The following is a 14,721-nucleotide window of genomic DNA, read 5'->3' as shown; positions in this document are numbered from 1 at the left end:
AAATAGTAGTTATGGAGAAAGGGGGCATATGCGCTTGAAATTAACACCAGAACAGCGAATTCAGCTGCATGGCTTCAATAACTTAACGAAGTCACTCAGCTTTAATATGTATGACGTATGTTATACAAGGACCAAGGCTGAGCGCGAAGCATATATTGCCTATATTGATGAGCAATACAATTCGGACAGGCTGACCAAAATTTTGAACACCGTGTCGGATATTATCGGCGCGCATGTGTTGAACATCGCCAAGCAGGACTATGAGCCGCAGGGCGCAAGCGTAACGCTGCTCGTATCGGAAGGGCCAGTTATGGGCGGCCCTAATGAATCCTTTGAGGAATCGCCAGGTCCGCTGCCTGATACAGTCGTCATGCATTTGGATAAAAGCCATATAACAGTCCATACCTATCCTGAATATCACCCTAATGAAGGGATCAGTACGTTTCGCGCTGACATCGACGTGTCGACCTGTGGCGAAATTTCGCCCTTGAAAGCGCTGAACTACCTCATCCATTCGTTCGATACCGACATTATGACGCTGGATTACAGGGTGCGGGGCTTCACTCGTGATATTAACGGGCACAAATTGTTTATTGATCATGATATCAACTCGATTCAAAATTACATACCGAAGGAAGAATGCCTTTTGTATGACATGATCGACGTTAATATTTACCAAGAAAACGTGTTTCATACCAAGTGCAAGCTGAAGCAATTTGACCTGAATAATTATTTGTTCGGCTACACGAAGGATTCCCTGTCGATCAAGGAACAAGAGGAAATTACGAGAAGATTGAAAACCGAAATGGACGAAATCTTTTATGGAAAAAATATAAGGAGCTGATCATGTTATGTCTAATGCTAATTCCGAAAAGCAGGTAAACCCGCCGCAGCATCAAAATCGCCAGCCGGGCATTGAGTCCGAAATGACCCCGCTTCCGGTTTATGAGTCGGATTCCTACAAGGCAGCCGGTAAACTAAAAGGCAAAACGGCTATTATTACTGGAGGAGACAGCGGGATTGGCCGCGCGGTTTCCGTTGCTTATGCGAAGGAAGGCGCAGACGTGGCGATCGTATACTTGAATGAACACGAGGATGCGAAGAAGACGAAGGAGATCGTCGAGAAAGCAGGCGTCAGATGCTTGCTCATTGCCGGTGATGTCGGTGACGAGGCATTCTGCAAAAGCGTAATCGAGCAGACCGTTAAGGAATTTGGCAAGCTCGATATCCTCGTTAACAACGCTGCTGAGCAGCATGTGCAGCAAAAGCTGGAGGACATTACGTCCGATCAGCTCGTTGCCACCTTCCGTACCAATGTATTCAGCATGTTCTATCTGACGATTGTGGCGCTGCCGCATTTGAAGAAGTCCAGCGCAATTATCAATACAGCTTCTATCACGGCATATCGCGGAAATCCGACGCTAATCGATTATTCAGCGACCAAGGGGGCAATCGTATCTTTCACGAGAGCACTCTCGGTAAATATTGCAGAGCAGGGCATTCGGGTAAACGGCGTTGCGCCGGGACCAATCTGGACGCCGCTTATCCCAGCGACGTTTGATGATCAGTCCGTGGCTACGTTTGGCTCCGACACACCAATGAAGCGGCCGGGACAGCCGCATGAGCTGGCGGCCGCTTACGTTTATCTGGCCTGTGACGACTCCAGTTATATGTCAGGCCAAATTCTCCATATTAACGGCGGCGAAGTCGTTAACGGGTAACGCATACTTTATAGGAAGCCATGAAGCTTCGCATAATTTCCCCAGTGCGGCTGTCTGCCGTCGACATCGATGATGCCGAACTCGTCGGACAGCTGCCAGCTTGGGAATACTTGTCCCGAACGCTGGAGTAGATCCTTGCTCGCTGCAAGCGCGGCGATGCCGCGGCCAACGAAATAAGGTGTTTCAGACTGGCTAAAGTGCTCGGCATCCGGTATTCCACTTTGGACCGCATCGGTCCAGCGCTCCTCGGTTACGCCAAAGTGATCCAGCATTTCCTCAGAACGAAGAAAGCCTGGTGTCACCGCCACGGCTGATACGTCATAAGGCTTCAAGTCTGCGGCCATGGCCTCCGCGAGGTGGATTGGCGAGATTTTGGCTAGGCTGTAAAAGAGGCTGCCGCGATAACGGTAATCGATTCCGTCCGTTACTTCAATAATCAACCCGCTTCTTCTATCCACCATCAAGGGTGCTCCATAATGGCTTGTAATGAGATGAGCCTTCACCGCGCGCTCCTGCATCAGCAGTCCCTTGCTCAAGGAATGCTCCCAAAAAGGTTTTCTCCACTCGGTCAGCTGCTCGCCTCCCCATATATTATTGACCAGCACATCAAGCTTCCCATTCTGCTCGGCTTTAATTCGCTCGAACAGCGCTTCAACCTCAGCCTCTACGGTATGATCCACCTTTACGGGTATGCCCTGTCCGCCTTTGGCCGTCACAAGCTCTGCGGTTTCTTCGATCGTTTCTGAGCGGTTTAAGTCCGATGCCTGTCCGCGAACGCTTCTTCCCGTGCAGTAAACGGTTGCTCCCGCTTCCCCTAGGCTTGCGGCAATACCGCGTCCCGCTCCACGCGTGGCACCGGCGACGACCGCTACTTTTCCTTGTAATGGTTTCATATGATATCTCCCTCTCCATTGCTTATTGCTTTACTCTTCGTCAGTTTACCAAACGATATACGACATCTATTGACATATATTCATGCTACAATGAAAAAAACTAGAGCGGCGTGGGAGGCTATCGGATGAGGGCGGGGCGATTGATATCTATTGTCTTACTGATGCAAAACGAAGGTAAAATGACGTCGAAGGATTTGGCGGAGAGGCTCGAAGTATCCGAGCGGACGATTATGCGCGATATGGAATCGCTTAGCGCCGCGGGCGTGCCTGTCTATGCGGAAAGAGGCACAAATGGAGGCTGGTGCTTATCGGAAGGGTACCGGACGAACTTGACGGGGATGCATGCGGACGAGCTTGTATCAGTGATCGTTGCCAGCCATACCTCATTGCTCGGAGACCTAGGGATCGAAAAGCAGCATCATGCGGCTATGCAGAAGCTGCTCGCGGCTTCTCCGGCAGAAGTTAGAAAGAGCGCGGCGCTCATGAGGCAGAAGATCCACATTGATGGAGCTGGCTGGCACCAGCAGCAGGAATCCGTGCCGTTCTTGTCTGTCGTTCAGGAGGCGGTGTGGGAAGATCGGCTTCTGCAGCTGTCCTACCAGCGGGAGGATGGGATCGCAAAGCGCATTGTTCAGCCGTTAGGTCTTGTCGCCAAGCGCAGCGTATGGTATTTGGTTGGTTTGGCGGAAGGTGAGCAGCGCACGTACCGCATTGCCAGGCTGATCGACGCCGTTATGCTGGAGGAGCGATTCGAGAGGCCACTGGCCTTTGATTTGGCAAGCTGTTGGGAGCAATCCATGGGAGATTTCAGGAAAAGACTGCCGCAATATCCAGCAAGCTTGCTTGTGCAAGAATCAGTGTTGGAGAGGCTCTCAAGAGAGCGATACGTCAAGGTGCTGGAAAGCGCGCCAGACGACCGGCCGGGCTGGATGACGGTGAAGGTGGAGTTTCAAACGCTGGTATCCGCTTGCGGAATTATTCTTAGCTTCGGCTCGCGAATGGCGGCGCTTGCTCCGGTGGAACTGAGAGAGAAGGTCAAGGCAGAGGCAAAAGCGATGGCTCAGTGGTATAGGGTTGAGGAGTAAAGGGAAAGCCTTTAGCGGAGAGCTGTTTTGCTTTTATGCTGCACTTCAGTCATTTGACTAGGGGCTCGTCCTTTCGATACAATTTAAAGGGCAGCATGAAACTACATAACAGCATTTAGTGAGAGGAGTATCCAATATTATGAGCGGATTTGAACAACATTTAGATACGTATGCAGAGCTAATTGTGAAGATCGGTGTGAACGTACAGCAAGGACAAGAGGTATTTATTACAGGGGCCGTGGATCAGGCAGCGTTAGTCAGACTTGTCGCAAGCAAAGCGTATGAGGCTGGAGCAAGCAATGTGCATGTGGATTGGACCGACGATTCCTTGTCCAGATTGAAATATGAGAAGGCAGCGGATGAAGTGTTTACGCGTTTCCCAGAGTGGGAGACGAGCAAGCGCAATTCATTCGTGGAGCGAGGAGCCGTGTTTATTTCGATCGTCTCTTCCAGCCCCGACCTGCTGAAAGGCATTGATTCCGGACGCATCTCGAGCTTTCAGAAGGCATCGGGCCAAGGGCTCAAGGAATTCCGTAGAGCGATTCAGTCGGACAAGGTAAGCTGGACTGTCGTTGCAGCGGCTGGCAAGACATGGGCAGCGAAGGTATTCCCAGAAGCGGGAGCAGACGAAGCCGTTGAGCTGCTATGGAAAGCGATTTTTGATTCCGTAAGGCTTCATGCGGAAAATCCGGTGAAGGCATGGGAAGAGCATAACGAGAGTTTGCACAGTAAAGGCGAGACGCTTAACCAGAACCGTTTTCAAAAATTGCATTACACCGCCCCTGGCACCGATCTTACGATCGAGCTCCCGGAGAAGCATATCTGGGTAGCTGCGGGCAGCACGAACGTAAATAACGTATCGTTCATGGCGAATATGCCAACGGAAGAAGTTTTTACCGTGCCGCTCAAAACCGGCGTCAACGGTTACGTGTCCAGCACGAAGCCGCTTAGCTACGGCGGCAATATTATTGACCGCTTCAAGCTGACGTTCGAGAACGGCCGCATCGTAAAGGTGGAGGCTGAGGATGGACAGGAGATTTTGCAGCAGCTGGTCGATATCGACGAAGGCTCGCACTATCTTGGGGAAGTCGCGCTTGTGCCGCATGAGTCGCCAATCTCCCAGTCCAATATCTTGTTCTACAACACGCTGTTTGACGAGAACGCATCGAATCATCTGGCTATCGGCAGCGGTTATGCGTTCAACATCGAAGGTGGCAAAACGATGTCACCGGAGGAGCTTGAAGCTAGCGGCGTGAATGCGAGCATTACGCACAACGATTTCATGATCGGCTCATCGGAGATGGACATTGACGGAATAACGAAGGACGGCAAAGTTGTGCCGATCTTCCGCAAAGGGAACTGGGCTATCTAACGCTTGCCGATGTTTAAAGTGTCATGAGTGTCATGAGTGTCATGGTGCAAAAAGCTATCTTGAAGAGGCAATGGCCTCTTTTGGGTAGTTTTTTTGCTGTTTACTGGGATTTCATACAGTTCCTTGGCGGGTTTTCATAAAAGTATATGACAGTTGTCATGTCTTCGTATTGACGTTTATGACTGTGATGACATGATATTATTCTTTACAATAAAGATAGAATATTGCGTTAGACGTCCGGGATACTCTCCAAGCGTCATATTGAGGAGGAAGAATGTTATGACAGAGCCGAAACATGCTCACCTAAAGAAAGAAGTTGCCCCCTTTGAGAAAACAGATTTAAAGTCGAGCGTCAGACAGCTTATTAACACCTTGGTGCCTCTCGTGCTTCTCTGGTACGCGGCATACTTAAGTCTTTCGATTTCGTACTGGCTTACTGCTCCTTTGGTGCTGCTTACTTCCGGTTTCGTCATTCGAACATTCATCATCTTCCATGACTGCTGCCACGGATCGTTTTTCAAGAGCAAGAAAGCAAATGATATCTTCGGAACCATTACAGGCGTTATTACGCTTGTTCCTTATAGACAATGGAAAAATTCTCACTCAATTCATCATGCAACGAGTAGTAATCTCGACAAGCGCGGTATCGGCGACCTATGGATTCTGACTGTAGAAGAATATGCGGCTGCACCATTTTTCCGTAGACTAGCTTACCGGATGTATCGTCATCCGCTTGTCATGTTTGGACTAGGCCCAATCGGGGTATTTCTTATTCAGTATCGCTTCAATGTGAAGGGCGCTAGACGCAAAGAGAAAATGAATACTTATTTAACAAATGCCTTGATCGTAGCCGTCTATGCACTGCTCGTTTGGGCAATTGGCTGGCAAGCGTTCCTGCTGGTGCAGGGTCCTGTGTTTTTTGTATCGGGTCTGCTTGGCATCTGGCTGTTCTACGTACAACATCAATTCGAGGATTCTTATTTCGAAAAAGAAGACGAATGGAGCTATGTAAAGGCTGCTGTTGACGGAAGCTCATACTATAAGCTGCCTAAAGTGCTGCAATGGATCACAGGCAACATTGGATTCCATCACGTGCATCATTTGAGCCCGAAAGTGCCTAACTACAATCTGGAGAAGGCGCATAACGCAACGCCTCCGCTTCATAAAGCGACAACGATCACGATAAGCGAAAGCTTGGAGTCGCTCCAATTCCGCCTATGGGATGAAACGGAGAAAAAATTTGTCAGCTTCAAGGGCATTAAGCACCGTCTCCGGAAGCTGGATGCTGCCGCAGATAAACTGAAGACCACACGTCCAAGCTTGAAAACATAGAGACCAATTCCACAAGAAGCCATACCGTCATAGGGTGGCTTCTGCTGCTTTCGACTGCAAGGGAAATAAATACTTAAAGAAACGTGTATGATAAAATAGTGCTAAACAAATCTGCCCAAGCAGTCAACGAAAAAGGTGGAAGACCATGAATAAGTGGTATCAAATTTTTCATAAAAACACAGGTCTAAGCCCGTATGTTTGGGTCGTTTTCTGTATTCTTCCCTTTTACTTTATCTTTCGCTCATCCTCGCCCTATGAGGTTGTATCGGGTTTTATTATGATCATCCTTTTCTTTATCTGTTATCGCTTATCATTTGTATCCAAGGGCTGGCTCGTCTATTTCTGGACGAGTGTGCAGATCGTGATATCGATTGCAATGACGATGCTGTTCAGTTACGTTTATTTTTCGATTTTCCTAGCTTTTTTTATCGGCAACATACAGAACAGGGCTGGATTTTTTACGCTGTATACGATTCATATTGTGAGCACGTTTGTGACGGTTAATTACGGATTCGCCACGCAGAACAGCTTGTTCTTCACGCAGTTTCCCTTTATTCTGATTAGCCTGATTGTCGTCATTTTGCTTCCATTCAATACGTACAGCCGCAATAAGCAGGGACAGCTTGAAGGCCAGCTGGAGGATGCGAATAAGCGGATCTCCGAGCTCGTCAAGCTGGAGGAAAGGCAGCGGATTGCGCGTGATTTGCATGATACGCTCGGGCAGAAGCTTTCCCTTATTGGCCTCAAGAGCGATTTGGCAGGAAAACTGATGATCAAGAACCCTGCACAGGCTCAGGCGGAGATCAATGACGTGAGACAAACCGCTAGGACAGCCTTGAAAGAAGTGCGGGAGATGGTCACTCAAATGCGGGGCACGAGGCTTGAGGATGAAATGTTTCGGATCAAGCAAATTTTAAAGGCTGCAGAAATTGAGTTTGAGCTTGAAGGTGAATTGAAGCTTAGCAACACGGATTTACTGATTGAAAATGTGCTGAGCATGTGTTTGAAGGAAGCAGTAACGAATGTTGTAAAGCATAGCGAAGCAAGCCTATGCATCGTTACAATTGACTTGTCGCGTACCGAGCTCTTGCTTAAGGTGAAGGACAATGGGGTCGGAATTGCTGAGTCAGCCAGAGATTATCGCGGACATGGGCTGCAGGGCATGAAGGAGCGACTTGAATTCGTCAATGGTACGTTGGATATTGTGTCAGATAATGGCGCAACGCTCGTTATTCGAGTACCGAATGTCATTAAACAAAGCTAAAGCTTAGCGAACGAAGGGGTAGAGGGTCATGATTAGAATTGTTATTGCCGAGGATCAGCGCATGCTGCTGGGCGCCCTCGCTTCATTGCTGGATTTGGAAGATGACATGAAGGTCGTCGGAAGGGCGAGCAATGGAGAAGACGCTATAAGCCTCGTTCATCAGCATCAACCAGATATCGTCGTTATGGATATCGAAATGCCCGCAAAGACGGGGCTCGATGCTGCTGAGGAACTGAAAGGCCACGGCTGCAAGGTTATTATTTTGACGACGTTTGCTAGATCAGGGTACTTCGAGCGCGCGCTGAAAGCGGGTGTAAGCGGCTATTTGCTCAAAGATAGTCCGAGCGAGGAGCTTGCCAATTCCATACGCAGTGTCATGGAAGGCCGGCGCATCTTTGCCTCGGAGCTTGTCGATGAAGCCTACGGCCAAGAGAATCCGCTGACCGAGCGCGAGAAGGAAGTGCTGATTCTCGTTGCAGACGGCAAGAACACGAAGGAGATTGCGAGCGAGCTGTTTATTACGACGGGAACCGTCCGAAATTACATTTCAGTCATTCTCGATAAGCTGGACGTTAGCAATCGAATCGAGGCTATTACCCGTTTTAAAGAGAAGGGCTGGTTCAAATGAAGGTCTGGCGTAAAGCGGGCACGGAGTGAATTAAAAGACGGAAGCATATAGTATGATACGCCAGCGGGAGCTTCATAAGCGTCTCTCAGGCGTATTTTTGTTTCCATCGGAGTGGTAGAAGCAAAATCAGGAAAGAGTAATAAGAGGAAGGGAGTTTAGGGTATGAGCTATACAAATTTAACACTACATACAGACAAATACCAAATTAATATGATGTACGCGCATTGGCTGCAAGGGAGTAAGAATGAGAAGGCGGTATTTGAGGCTTATTTCCGCAAGCTCCCCTTTGGAAATGGGTTTGCAGTATTTGCAGGCCTTGAGCGAATCGTAGAATATATCCGCTCGCTGCGCTTTGGCGACGAGGAAATTGCCTATTTGCGTTCACAGGAAGAGAACTATGAAGAAGGGTTTCTGGAGGAGCTGCGGGGATTTCGATTCACTGGGAATCTCTTCTGCGTAGAGGAAGGAACATTGGTTTTTGCGAACGAACCGCTACTTTGCGTGGAAGCTCGTGTATTCGAGGCACAACTGGTGGAAACGGCTATTCTTAATATGATGAACTATCAGACGCTCATAGCGACGAAGGCAGCTCGGATCAAGCAGGTCGCTCCTGATGATATCTTGCTTGAATTTGGGACTAGGCGGGCACAGGAGGCGGATGCGGCGGTATGGGGAGCACGTGCTTCCTATCTTGCAGGGTTTCATGCCACCTCGAATATGCGTGCGGGGATGCTCTTCGGCATTCCTGCCAAAGGCACGCATGCCCATTCCTGGGTACAAGGGCATGATTCAGAGGAAGAAGCTTTTCGTGCGTATGCAGATTCGTTGCCTGACCATGTGACGCTGCTGGTGGATACCTACAATACGCTGAAAAGTGGGGTTCCGAATGCGATCAAGATCGCGCATATGCTGGAGAAAAAGGGCAAGCGGATGAATGCCATCCGGCTCGACAGCGGCGATCTTGCCTATTTATCGCAGATGGCCCGGAAGATGCTCGACGAAGCGGGATTGCCTTACGTGCAAATTGTTGCATCGAATGACCTTGATGAGGGGATCATTTCCAACCTGAAGTCGCAAGGAGCGAAGATCGACGTATGGGGCGTTGGTACGAAACTGATTACCGCTGCAGATCAGCCCTCACTTGGAGGGGTATACAAGCTTGTCGCACGGGAGAAGGATGGAAGCTACGAGCCAGTGATCAAAATTTCAGCCAATCCCGAGAAAGTATCGACGCCAGGCTTCAAAGCATTGTACCGAATTATTAATACGGATACGGGAAAAGCAGAGGCAGATTACATCACGCTTAAGGACGAGCAGCAGCTTGCCAAAGGAGAACGGATTAAGCTGTTTGATCCTGTTCATTCCTATATTCACAAATATATAGAGCACTATGAGGCCATTTCCTTGTTAAAGCCAATATTCAGCCAAGGGGAACTGGTTTACGAGCTGCCAACGCTGGAGCAAATCCGTACCTATCATCAAAGCCAGTTCGAGCTGTTTTGGCCGCAATACTTGCGCAAGTTAAACGCAGAGGCGTATCGCGTTAATTTAAGCGAAGCGGTCTGGGGATTAAAGCATGATTTGATTCAGCGGTACCAGTAACAACACTGCTCCTCTGTGCAGCTTAAAGGACATTTGGCATGAAAATGCTGAAATGTCCTTTTTTTTATTCAGCCGACTGATGAGGTATTGAGATTCTTAATAAGGGAAATGAAGGGATTTTGATGCCAGCTGTGGAAGTAGTATCGGTTACATATTAAAGATTCAATGGAGGTAGGATTGTGAAAAGAAGTAAAAGAGCTTTTTTTATAATGATGCTGGTGGGTGTATTGACGTTATCTTTTGTACTGCCCGCTTCAGCGGCTGATATTCCAAAAGAAAGCTATACGTACAGCCTTTCCAAAAAATCCGGAGAAGTGAGCGAGACGCTGACGATTGAAGATGATGGTGAAGTCTACGAGGACTTGGAAGTCACGTCGATCATTGTTCCAACTGATGCCGTATTAACGTTTAAGGCAAAGGTTGATTTCAGTGTGGTACTGCTCGGCTATAGCATGAAAGATGGTATTTTGGTCACAGAGCAGCTTCCATGGTCGAATAATGGCAAGCAGACGGTGGAAGAAAGCCTTCCTGCAAATGCAACAGCTACGGTATCATTTAATTCTGGTCTAGCTTATTATGAGTTCATTGTGCTTGATGAAAAAAACGATACAACATCCAGCTTCTTCTTCAAGGTTGATAAAGGAACCGTATCGACAGATCAACCGGATGCGTGGGCCAAAGTAGAAGTAGAGGAAGCCATTGCGGCGGGGCTTGTACCGGCAGGTTTGCAAAGCGGCTACAAGCAAAAGATCACGCGCGCCGATTTTGCAAAAATTATCATTAAGCTGCTGGAAGTGCAAACAGGCCAGACGATTGATGAGATTTTAGCAGATAACGAGGTTAGCCTTAATGATAATCCGTTTACGGATACGAGCGTGAAGGAAGTCATTGCAGCTAATCTTATGGGAATCGTAAACGGCAAAGGGAACGGGAAATTCGACCCGAGCGGCAGTATCACAAGACAAGAGGCGGCAGTCATGCTGACGAATACGGCAGAGGTGCTTGGCTATGATGTGCTGACAGACGCTTCCAAGTTCGCAGATAACAGCAGCATTGCAAGCTGGGCCAAAACGAGTGTGGACTTTGTATCCATGTTCGAAATTATGAATGGCACAGGCAACAATACGTTTAGCCCAAAAGGCACGTATACACGTCAGCAAGCATATATGACGATCACTCGTTTAAATAACGCTTTGCAATAGTAACAAAAGCACGCAGCCAAAGACGCCCCGCTCGGTCTGAACAGACCAGCAGGGCGTCTTTTTTTGTCGGTTAGGGGAAATGCTGAAGGGAATAATGAAGCGCTCACCTTCTTCTTTTCCATCCGAATACCTTCACATGAACAAGCAGTTTCGTTACCAAATGTGTCAGTCCGTATAAAAGAATGAAAATAATGATGAAGGGCCGAAATAAGATCCATAATACAATCCAGGATACGATAATCTGCCAGGTTTTCATTCGCTTGAGGAGATTGCCTGGCATAAGCATAATCCGATAAAAGCGATAGCTTTTTTGCAGCCCTTCCAAATACTCCTCGCGGATTTGCTTATCCTCGGGGTCCAGCCGGATCGCGTTCTTCAGATACAGCAAATAATTCTCGTAATCATTGCGCCTCTCGGCGGACCAGGCCAGATACATATAAACTAAGTCCGATTCCACGTCGAGCCGCAGCGCTTTATCGGAAAGCTGCTTCGACTCGGCAAAATGAAGCAGCAGAGCCTCGTTGTAGCTTAAGTTGGCAAGATACAGCGCATTTTCGGGAGAGATCTCCAGCGCTTTAAGGAGAAGCTCGCGAGACTCGGCGTATTTTTTTGTTTTATTGTAAATGTTGGCGAGCAAGAAAAAGTAATGCGGCTCATACGGATCAATCCGCTGGGCTTCTGCAATGGCTTCAATGGCAGCCTTATAGTTTGGCTGCGAATAGTAGGCGTTGACCCGCACAAACCAGCCGAGTTCATTCTCAGGATCACGCTGCAAGGACTCCTGCGACCAGTGCAAGGCTTGGTCCAGCTGATCCATTCGCAGGAAGATATTGCCCAGCAAAGCATAAGCGTAGGGGTCCTCCGGCGTTTCCCGAATGAGCGACATCGCTTCGTTTGTCGCTTCCTTATACTTTTTCCACTGCATGAGCTGTTGGATTCGCTCATACCGCTGCGTGTTTTCTTCTTCTATCATCAATAGAAATACCTCGCCAATGGAATTATTTCAAACCGCTTTGCTTCATATAGTCCAGCACGATTTGATAGTCTTGGTTGACATCACTAAACGTAGCGTAGTTCTTGGCTGTGGCAAACCAGTCCAGCGTCGTTGCTTTCCGCTGCTTGGCCGCTTTCTTCAAGTCCTCCTGCGTGATCGGTTCAATTTCTCCGGATTCAAATGTTCGCTCCATTGCGCTTTCCACCGAATCCTTTACGATCTGCTCCAGGTCCGCACCCGAAAAGTATTTCGTTTCCTTAGCTATTTTGCCCAGGTCAAGCGAAGACAACGGCTTGCCGTCGAGTTTCAGCTGGAGAATCGTAGACCGCTCCGCCTCTTCTGGGGGCGGTACGAAGATCATATGATTAAAGCGGCCGGGCCTGCGCAGTGCCGAGTCCAGGTACCAAGGGGTGTTCGTAGCGCCAATGACAAACACCTGATCGTTAAAGGTCCGAAGCCCGTCCAGCTCCATAAGAAGCTGGTTGACGAGAATGCGGTCATGGTGCTGCCGCATTTGATTACGGCTGCCGCCCATAGCATCCAACTCGTCGATAAAAATAACGCAGGGCTTATTCTCACGCGCCTTCTCGAATATATCATGCAAGTTATTTTCGCTTTGACCCACATACATGCCAAGTATGGCCTGCAATTCGATATGCATGAAGTTGGCATCGATTTCGCCGGCAACCGCCCTCGCAAGGAACGTTTTGCCGCAGCCGGGAGGGCCGTACAACAGCAAGCTTCCACCTGCCTCCTTGCCGTAGGCGGCAAACAATTCGGGCTGCTTCAGCGGTAAAATAAAGTTCATCCGGATTTTTTTCTTGACGTCCTCAAGGCCGCCGACATCCGCGAAGGTTTCTTCTGGTTTCTCTGACTCTACCAAATCTCTGCCGCTTGCATCAAAATGAAGCATCTTCCGTTTTCTGCGACGGCGATTGGCAAGCTCATCGTGGTCGTTGTGATCCGACATGGTCATCATCCTTTGATCGCTATTTTCTACTAGTGTACCAAATTTGGGATGCCGCGTGGCTAACTTTACTGTATTTATTTACTAGGATTGCAACTAGCTATATTTCCCTTCCAACAATTGCAGCTGCTGTATTGCGTTGTATTAAGCTCTATGTAGCCCTGGCAGCGTAGGAATATTATGCTCGGACAAATAGATCTAAAAAATAGATTTAAAACAGCTGGAAAGGGCAAAATTGGATAAATAGATCTAAAAAGTAGATCTAATCCGGCGAAACCCTGCCCCAAACGCTCGTTCAACACACTTTTCTGGAAAATAGATCTAAAAAATAGATCTAAATCAGCTGAAAAGGGCAAAATCGGATAAATAGATCTAAAAAGTAGATCTAATCCGGCGAAACCCTGCCCCAAACGCTCATTCAGCGCATTTTTCTGGAAAATAGATCTAAAAAATAGATCTAATCCGGCGAACCCCTCCCCAAAACGCTCATTCAGCACACTTTTCTGGAAATTAGATCTAAAAAATAGATCTAAATCAGCTGGAAAGGGCAAAATTGAATAAATAGATCTAAAAAGTAGATCTAATTTGTCAACAAGCTTATAATTTGCGGCACACAGCACACAGCACACAGCACACAGCACACAGCACACAGCACACAGCACACAGCACACAGCACACAGCACACAGCACACAGCACACAGCACACAGCACACAGCACACAGCACACAGCACACAGCATACAGCACAGAGCACAGAGCACAGAGCACACAGCACAGAGCACACATCTAACTACTGCGCACTCGTAGTTGAATACAACGAGTTAGTTAAAATGGCTAAGTTTATAGTCGCAGACGTGATGCTTTGGGAGTTAGCTGGTAGGTACGAATGCGTTGTTCTCCAGAGGCTTTGCGGAGTAGACCGTGCTGAACCAGCGCCTTTAAGTATTGGAGAGTGGAGCAGCGGCTGAAATGGAGCTGCTGCTCTACATCCTTCGGGCTGAAGGGGGCCTCGTTGATACGGTGGCTTGCCCAGCGTAAAAGCTCCAGCATTTTGGCAGGCAGCTGCACATCGTAAACATCTTCGCGCCCAATGCCATAGAGCTTGCCAAGCAACTGCTGAATAAATTGTTGGCACTGTTTAGGGCGCTCTTGCAGGTCATCGTAGGAGAAGCGCACCACAATCCAGCCATCAAGGATTAACTGATTTTGGCGAAAGCGGTCATCGGAAAATTTGCGGCGTGAGGCATGTTTGTGATGTGGACCATAGCCATCGATTTCAATGGAAATCCGGTGTGGAGGACGAACATACGTAAAGTCTAAAAAGCGGCTGCCGTCTCGATAATCATCCACTTCATACTCCGGATGCAGATGCTCGAAGCTGCCTAGCACAGGCCACCACACGCGGATAGCGAACTGTTTCTCACTATGGTCATCCCTCTCGATTAACCGCCTTCTGCGCTCACTGTCAGTGGTGCGAAGCTCCATGTGCTTGGAAACCCACAGGGCATAGGCTGTATCCGCAGCCTCGTTACGGATATCCATTTTGTTTTCAAAATGTTTGGAAACGTGTTGATTTTCCATACGTTTTTTCCTCTCCTATCTATTAAAATAAAAAAAAGCACACCGTCCCATTTCAAACCTGCGTTCGAATGGACGGTGTGC

13 protein-coding genes are annotated in these 14,721 nt (G+C 48.3%); 9 read left to right on the top strand and 4 right to left on the bottom strand.

Annotated features, from left to right (window positions below; genetic code table 11):
• The first annotated feature begins 34 nt into the window (after positions 1-34).
• Both speD and E0496_RS15045 read left to right on the top strand, forming a co-directional pair.
• A complete protein-coding gene (gene speD, locus E0496_RS15050; RefSeq protein ID WP_175598063.1) occupies positions 35-844 on the top strand; it encodes an adenosylmethionine decarboxylase in 810 nt (269 codons plus the stop codon).
• Between the two features lie 7 nt (positions 845-851).
• The gene (locus E0496_RS15045) at positions 852-1,721 is read left to right on the top strand and encodes an SDR family oxidoreductase (RefSeq protein ID WP_141502622.1); all 870 of its coding nucleotides are present in this window, start codon (positions 852-854) and stop codon (positions 1,719-1,721) included.
• Between the two features lie 8 nt (positions 1,722-1,729).
• Here E0496_RS15045 and E0496_RS15040 read toward each other — a convergent pair whose 3' ends face one another.
• The gene (locus E0496_RS15040) at positions 1,730-2,614 is read right to left on the bottom strand and encodes an SDR family oxidoreductase (RefSeq protein ID WP_141502621.1); all 885 of its coding nucleotides are present in this window, start codon (positions 2,612-2,614) and stop codon (positions 1,730-1,732) included.
• 125 nt (positions 2,615-2,739) lie between these two features.
• Between E0496_RS15040 and E0496_RS15035 the strand changes: the two genes are divergently transcribed.
• The 7 genes from E0496_RS15035 (at position 2,740) to E0496_RS15005 (ending at position 11,099) form a co-directional block, all read left to right on the top strand.
• Positions 2,740-3,699 carry a helix-turn-helix transcriptional regulator gene (locus tag E0496_RS15035; RefSeq protein ID WP_141502620.1) on the top strand — a complete coding sequence of 320 codons (960 nt, stop codon included), beginning with the start codon at positions 2,740-2,742 and terminating at the stop codon, positions 3,697-3,699.
• A gap of 139 nt (positions 3,700-3,838) precedes the next feature.
• Positions 3,839-5,071 (top strand): aminopeptidase, encoded by a 1,233-nt coding sequence (locus E0496_RS15030; protein WP_141502619.1) that lies wholly within the window; start codon positions 3,839-3,841, stop codon positions 5,069-5,071.
• A gap of 279 nt (positions 5,072-5,350) precedes the next feature.
• Positions 5,351-6,403, top strand: a complete 1,053-nt coding sequence (gene desA / locus E0496_RS15025) for a Delta(5) desaturase DesA (protein ID WP_141502618.1) — start codon at positions 5,351-5,353, stop codon at positions 6,401-6,403.
• A gap of 145 nt (positions 6,404-6,548) precedes the next feature.
• Entirely contained in the window at positions 6,549-7,667 is a 1,119-nt protein-coding gene (locus E0496_RS15020; protein WP_141502617.1) for a sensor histidine kinase, read from the top strand.
• 28 nt (positions 7,668-7,695) lie between these two features.
• Positions 7,696-8,295, top strand: a complete 600-nt coding sequence (locus tag E0496_RS15015) for a response regulator transcription factor (protein WP_141502616.1) — start codon at positions 7,696-7,698, stop codon at positions 8,293-8,295.
• Between the two features lie 162 nt (positions 8,296-8,457).
• Complete coding sequence (locus E0496_RS15010; protein ID WP_141502615.1) at positions 8,458-9,897, top strand: nicotinate phosphoribosyltransferase; 1,440 nt, start codon at positions 8,458-8,460, stop codon at positions 9,895-9,897.
• A 179-nt stretch (positions 9,898-10,076) separates the two neighbouring features.
• The gene (locus E0496_RS15005) at positions 10,077-11,099 is read left to right on the top strand and encodes an S-layer homology domain-containing protein (RefSeq protein WP_141502614.1); all 1,023 of its coding nucleotides are present in this window, start codon (positions 10,077-10,079) and stop codon (positions 11,097-11,099) included.
• A gap of 103 nt (positions 11,100-11,202) precedes the next feature.
• Here the strand turns inward: E0496_RS15005 and E0496_RS15000 are convergent, their stop codons facing one another.
• The 3 genes from E0496_RS15000 to E0496_RS14990 form a co-directional block, all read right to left on the bottom strand.
• Positions 11,203-12,072: a tetratricopeptide repeat protein gene (locus E0496_RS15000; RefSeq protein ID WP_141502642.1), complete on the bottom strand. Its 870-nt coding sequence runs from the start codon at positions 12,070-12,072 to the stop codon at positions 11,203-11,205.
• A gap of 25 nt (positions 12,073-12,097) precedes the next feature.
• Positions 12,098-13,063: an ATP-binding protein gene (locus E0496_RS14995; protein ID WP_141502613.1), complete on the bottom strand. Its 966-nt coding sequence runs from the start codon at positions 13,061-13,063 to the stop codon at positions 12,098-12,100.
• Between the two features lie 836 nt (positions 13,064-13,899).
• On the bottom strand, positions 13,900-14,640 hold the full coding sequence (locus E0496_RS14990; RefSeq protein WP_141502612.1) for a DNA-binding response regulator: 741 nt from the start codon (positions 14,638-14,640) through the stop codon (positions 13,900-13,902).
• Positions 14,641-14,721: the final 81 nt, after the last annotated feature.

It is taken from the genome of Paenibacillus luteus, assembly GCF_006542765.1.
GTDB lineage: Bacteria > Bacillota > Bacilli > Paenibacillales > Paenibacillaceae > Pristimantibacillus > Pristimantibacillus luteus.
The sequence above is the reverse complement of the archived record's forward strand: the minus strand, read 5'-3'. Positions and strand labels throughout refer to the sequence as shown.

Bases quoted from the DNA above. Each gene is read 5' to 3' on its own strand.
- E0496_RS15040 (WP_141502621.1), bottom strand. From the start codon at position 2,614: ATGAAACCATTACAAGGAAAAGTAGCGGTCGTCGCCGGTGCCACGCGT.
- E0496_RS15000 (WP_141502642.1), bottom strand. From the start codon at position 12,072: ATGATAGAAGAAGAAAACACGCAGCGGTATGAGCGAATCCAACAGCTC.
- E0496_RS14990 (WP_141502612.1), bottom strand. From the start codon at position 14,640: ATGGAAAATCAACACGTTTCCAAACATTTTGAAAACAAAATGGATATC.
- E0496_RS15015 (WP_141502616.1), top strand. From the start codon at position 7,696: ATGATTAGAATTGTTATTGCCGAGGATCAGCGCATGCTGCTGGGCGCC.
- E0496_RS14995 (WP_141502613.1), bottom strand. From the start codon at position 13,063: ATGTCGGATCACAACGACCACGATGAGCTTGCCAATCGCCGTCGCAGA.
- desA (WP_141502618.1), top strand. From the start codon at position 5,351: ATGACAGAGCCGAAACATGCTCACCTAAAGAAAGAAGTTGCCCCCTTT.
- E0496_RS15020 (WP_141502617.1), top strand. From the start codon at position 6,549: ATGAATAAGTGGTATCAAATTTTTCATAAAAACACAGGTCTAAGCCCG.
- E0496_RS15030 (WP_141502619.1), top strand. From the start codon at position 3,839: ATGAGCGGATTTGAACAACATTTAGATACGTATGCAGAGCTAATTGTG.
- E0496_RS15010 (WP_141502615.1), top strand. From the start codon at position 8,458: ATGAGCTATACAAATTTAACACTACATACAGACAAATACCAAATTAAT.
- E0496_RS15035 (WP_141502620.1), top strand. From the start codon at position 2,740: ATGAGGGCGGGGCGATTGATATCTATTGTCTTACTGATGCAAAACGAA.
- E0496_RS15045 (WP_141502622.1), top strand. From the start codon at position 852: ATGTCTAATGCTAATTCCGAAAAGCAGGTAAACCCGCCGCAGCATCAA.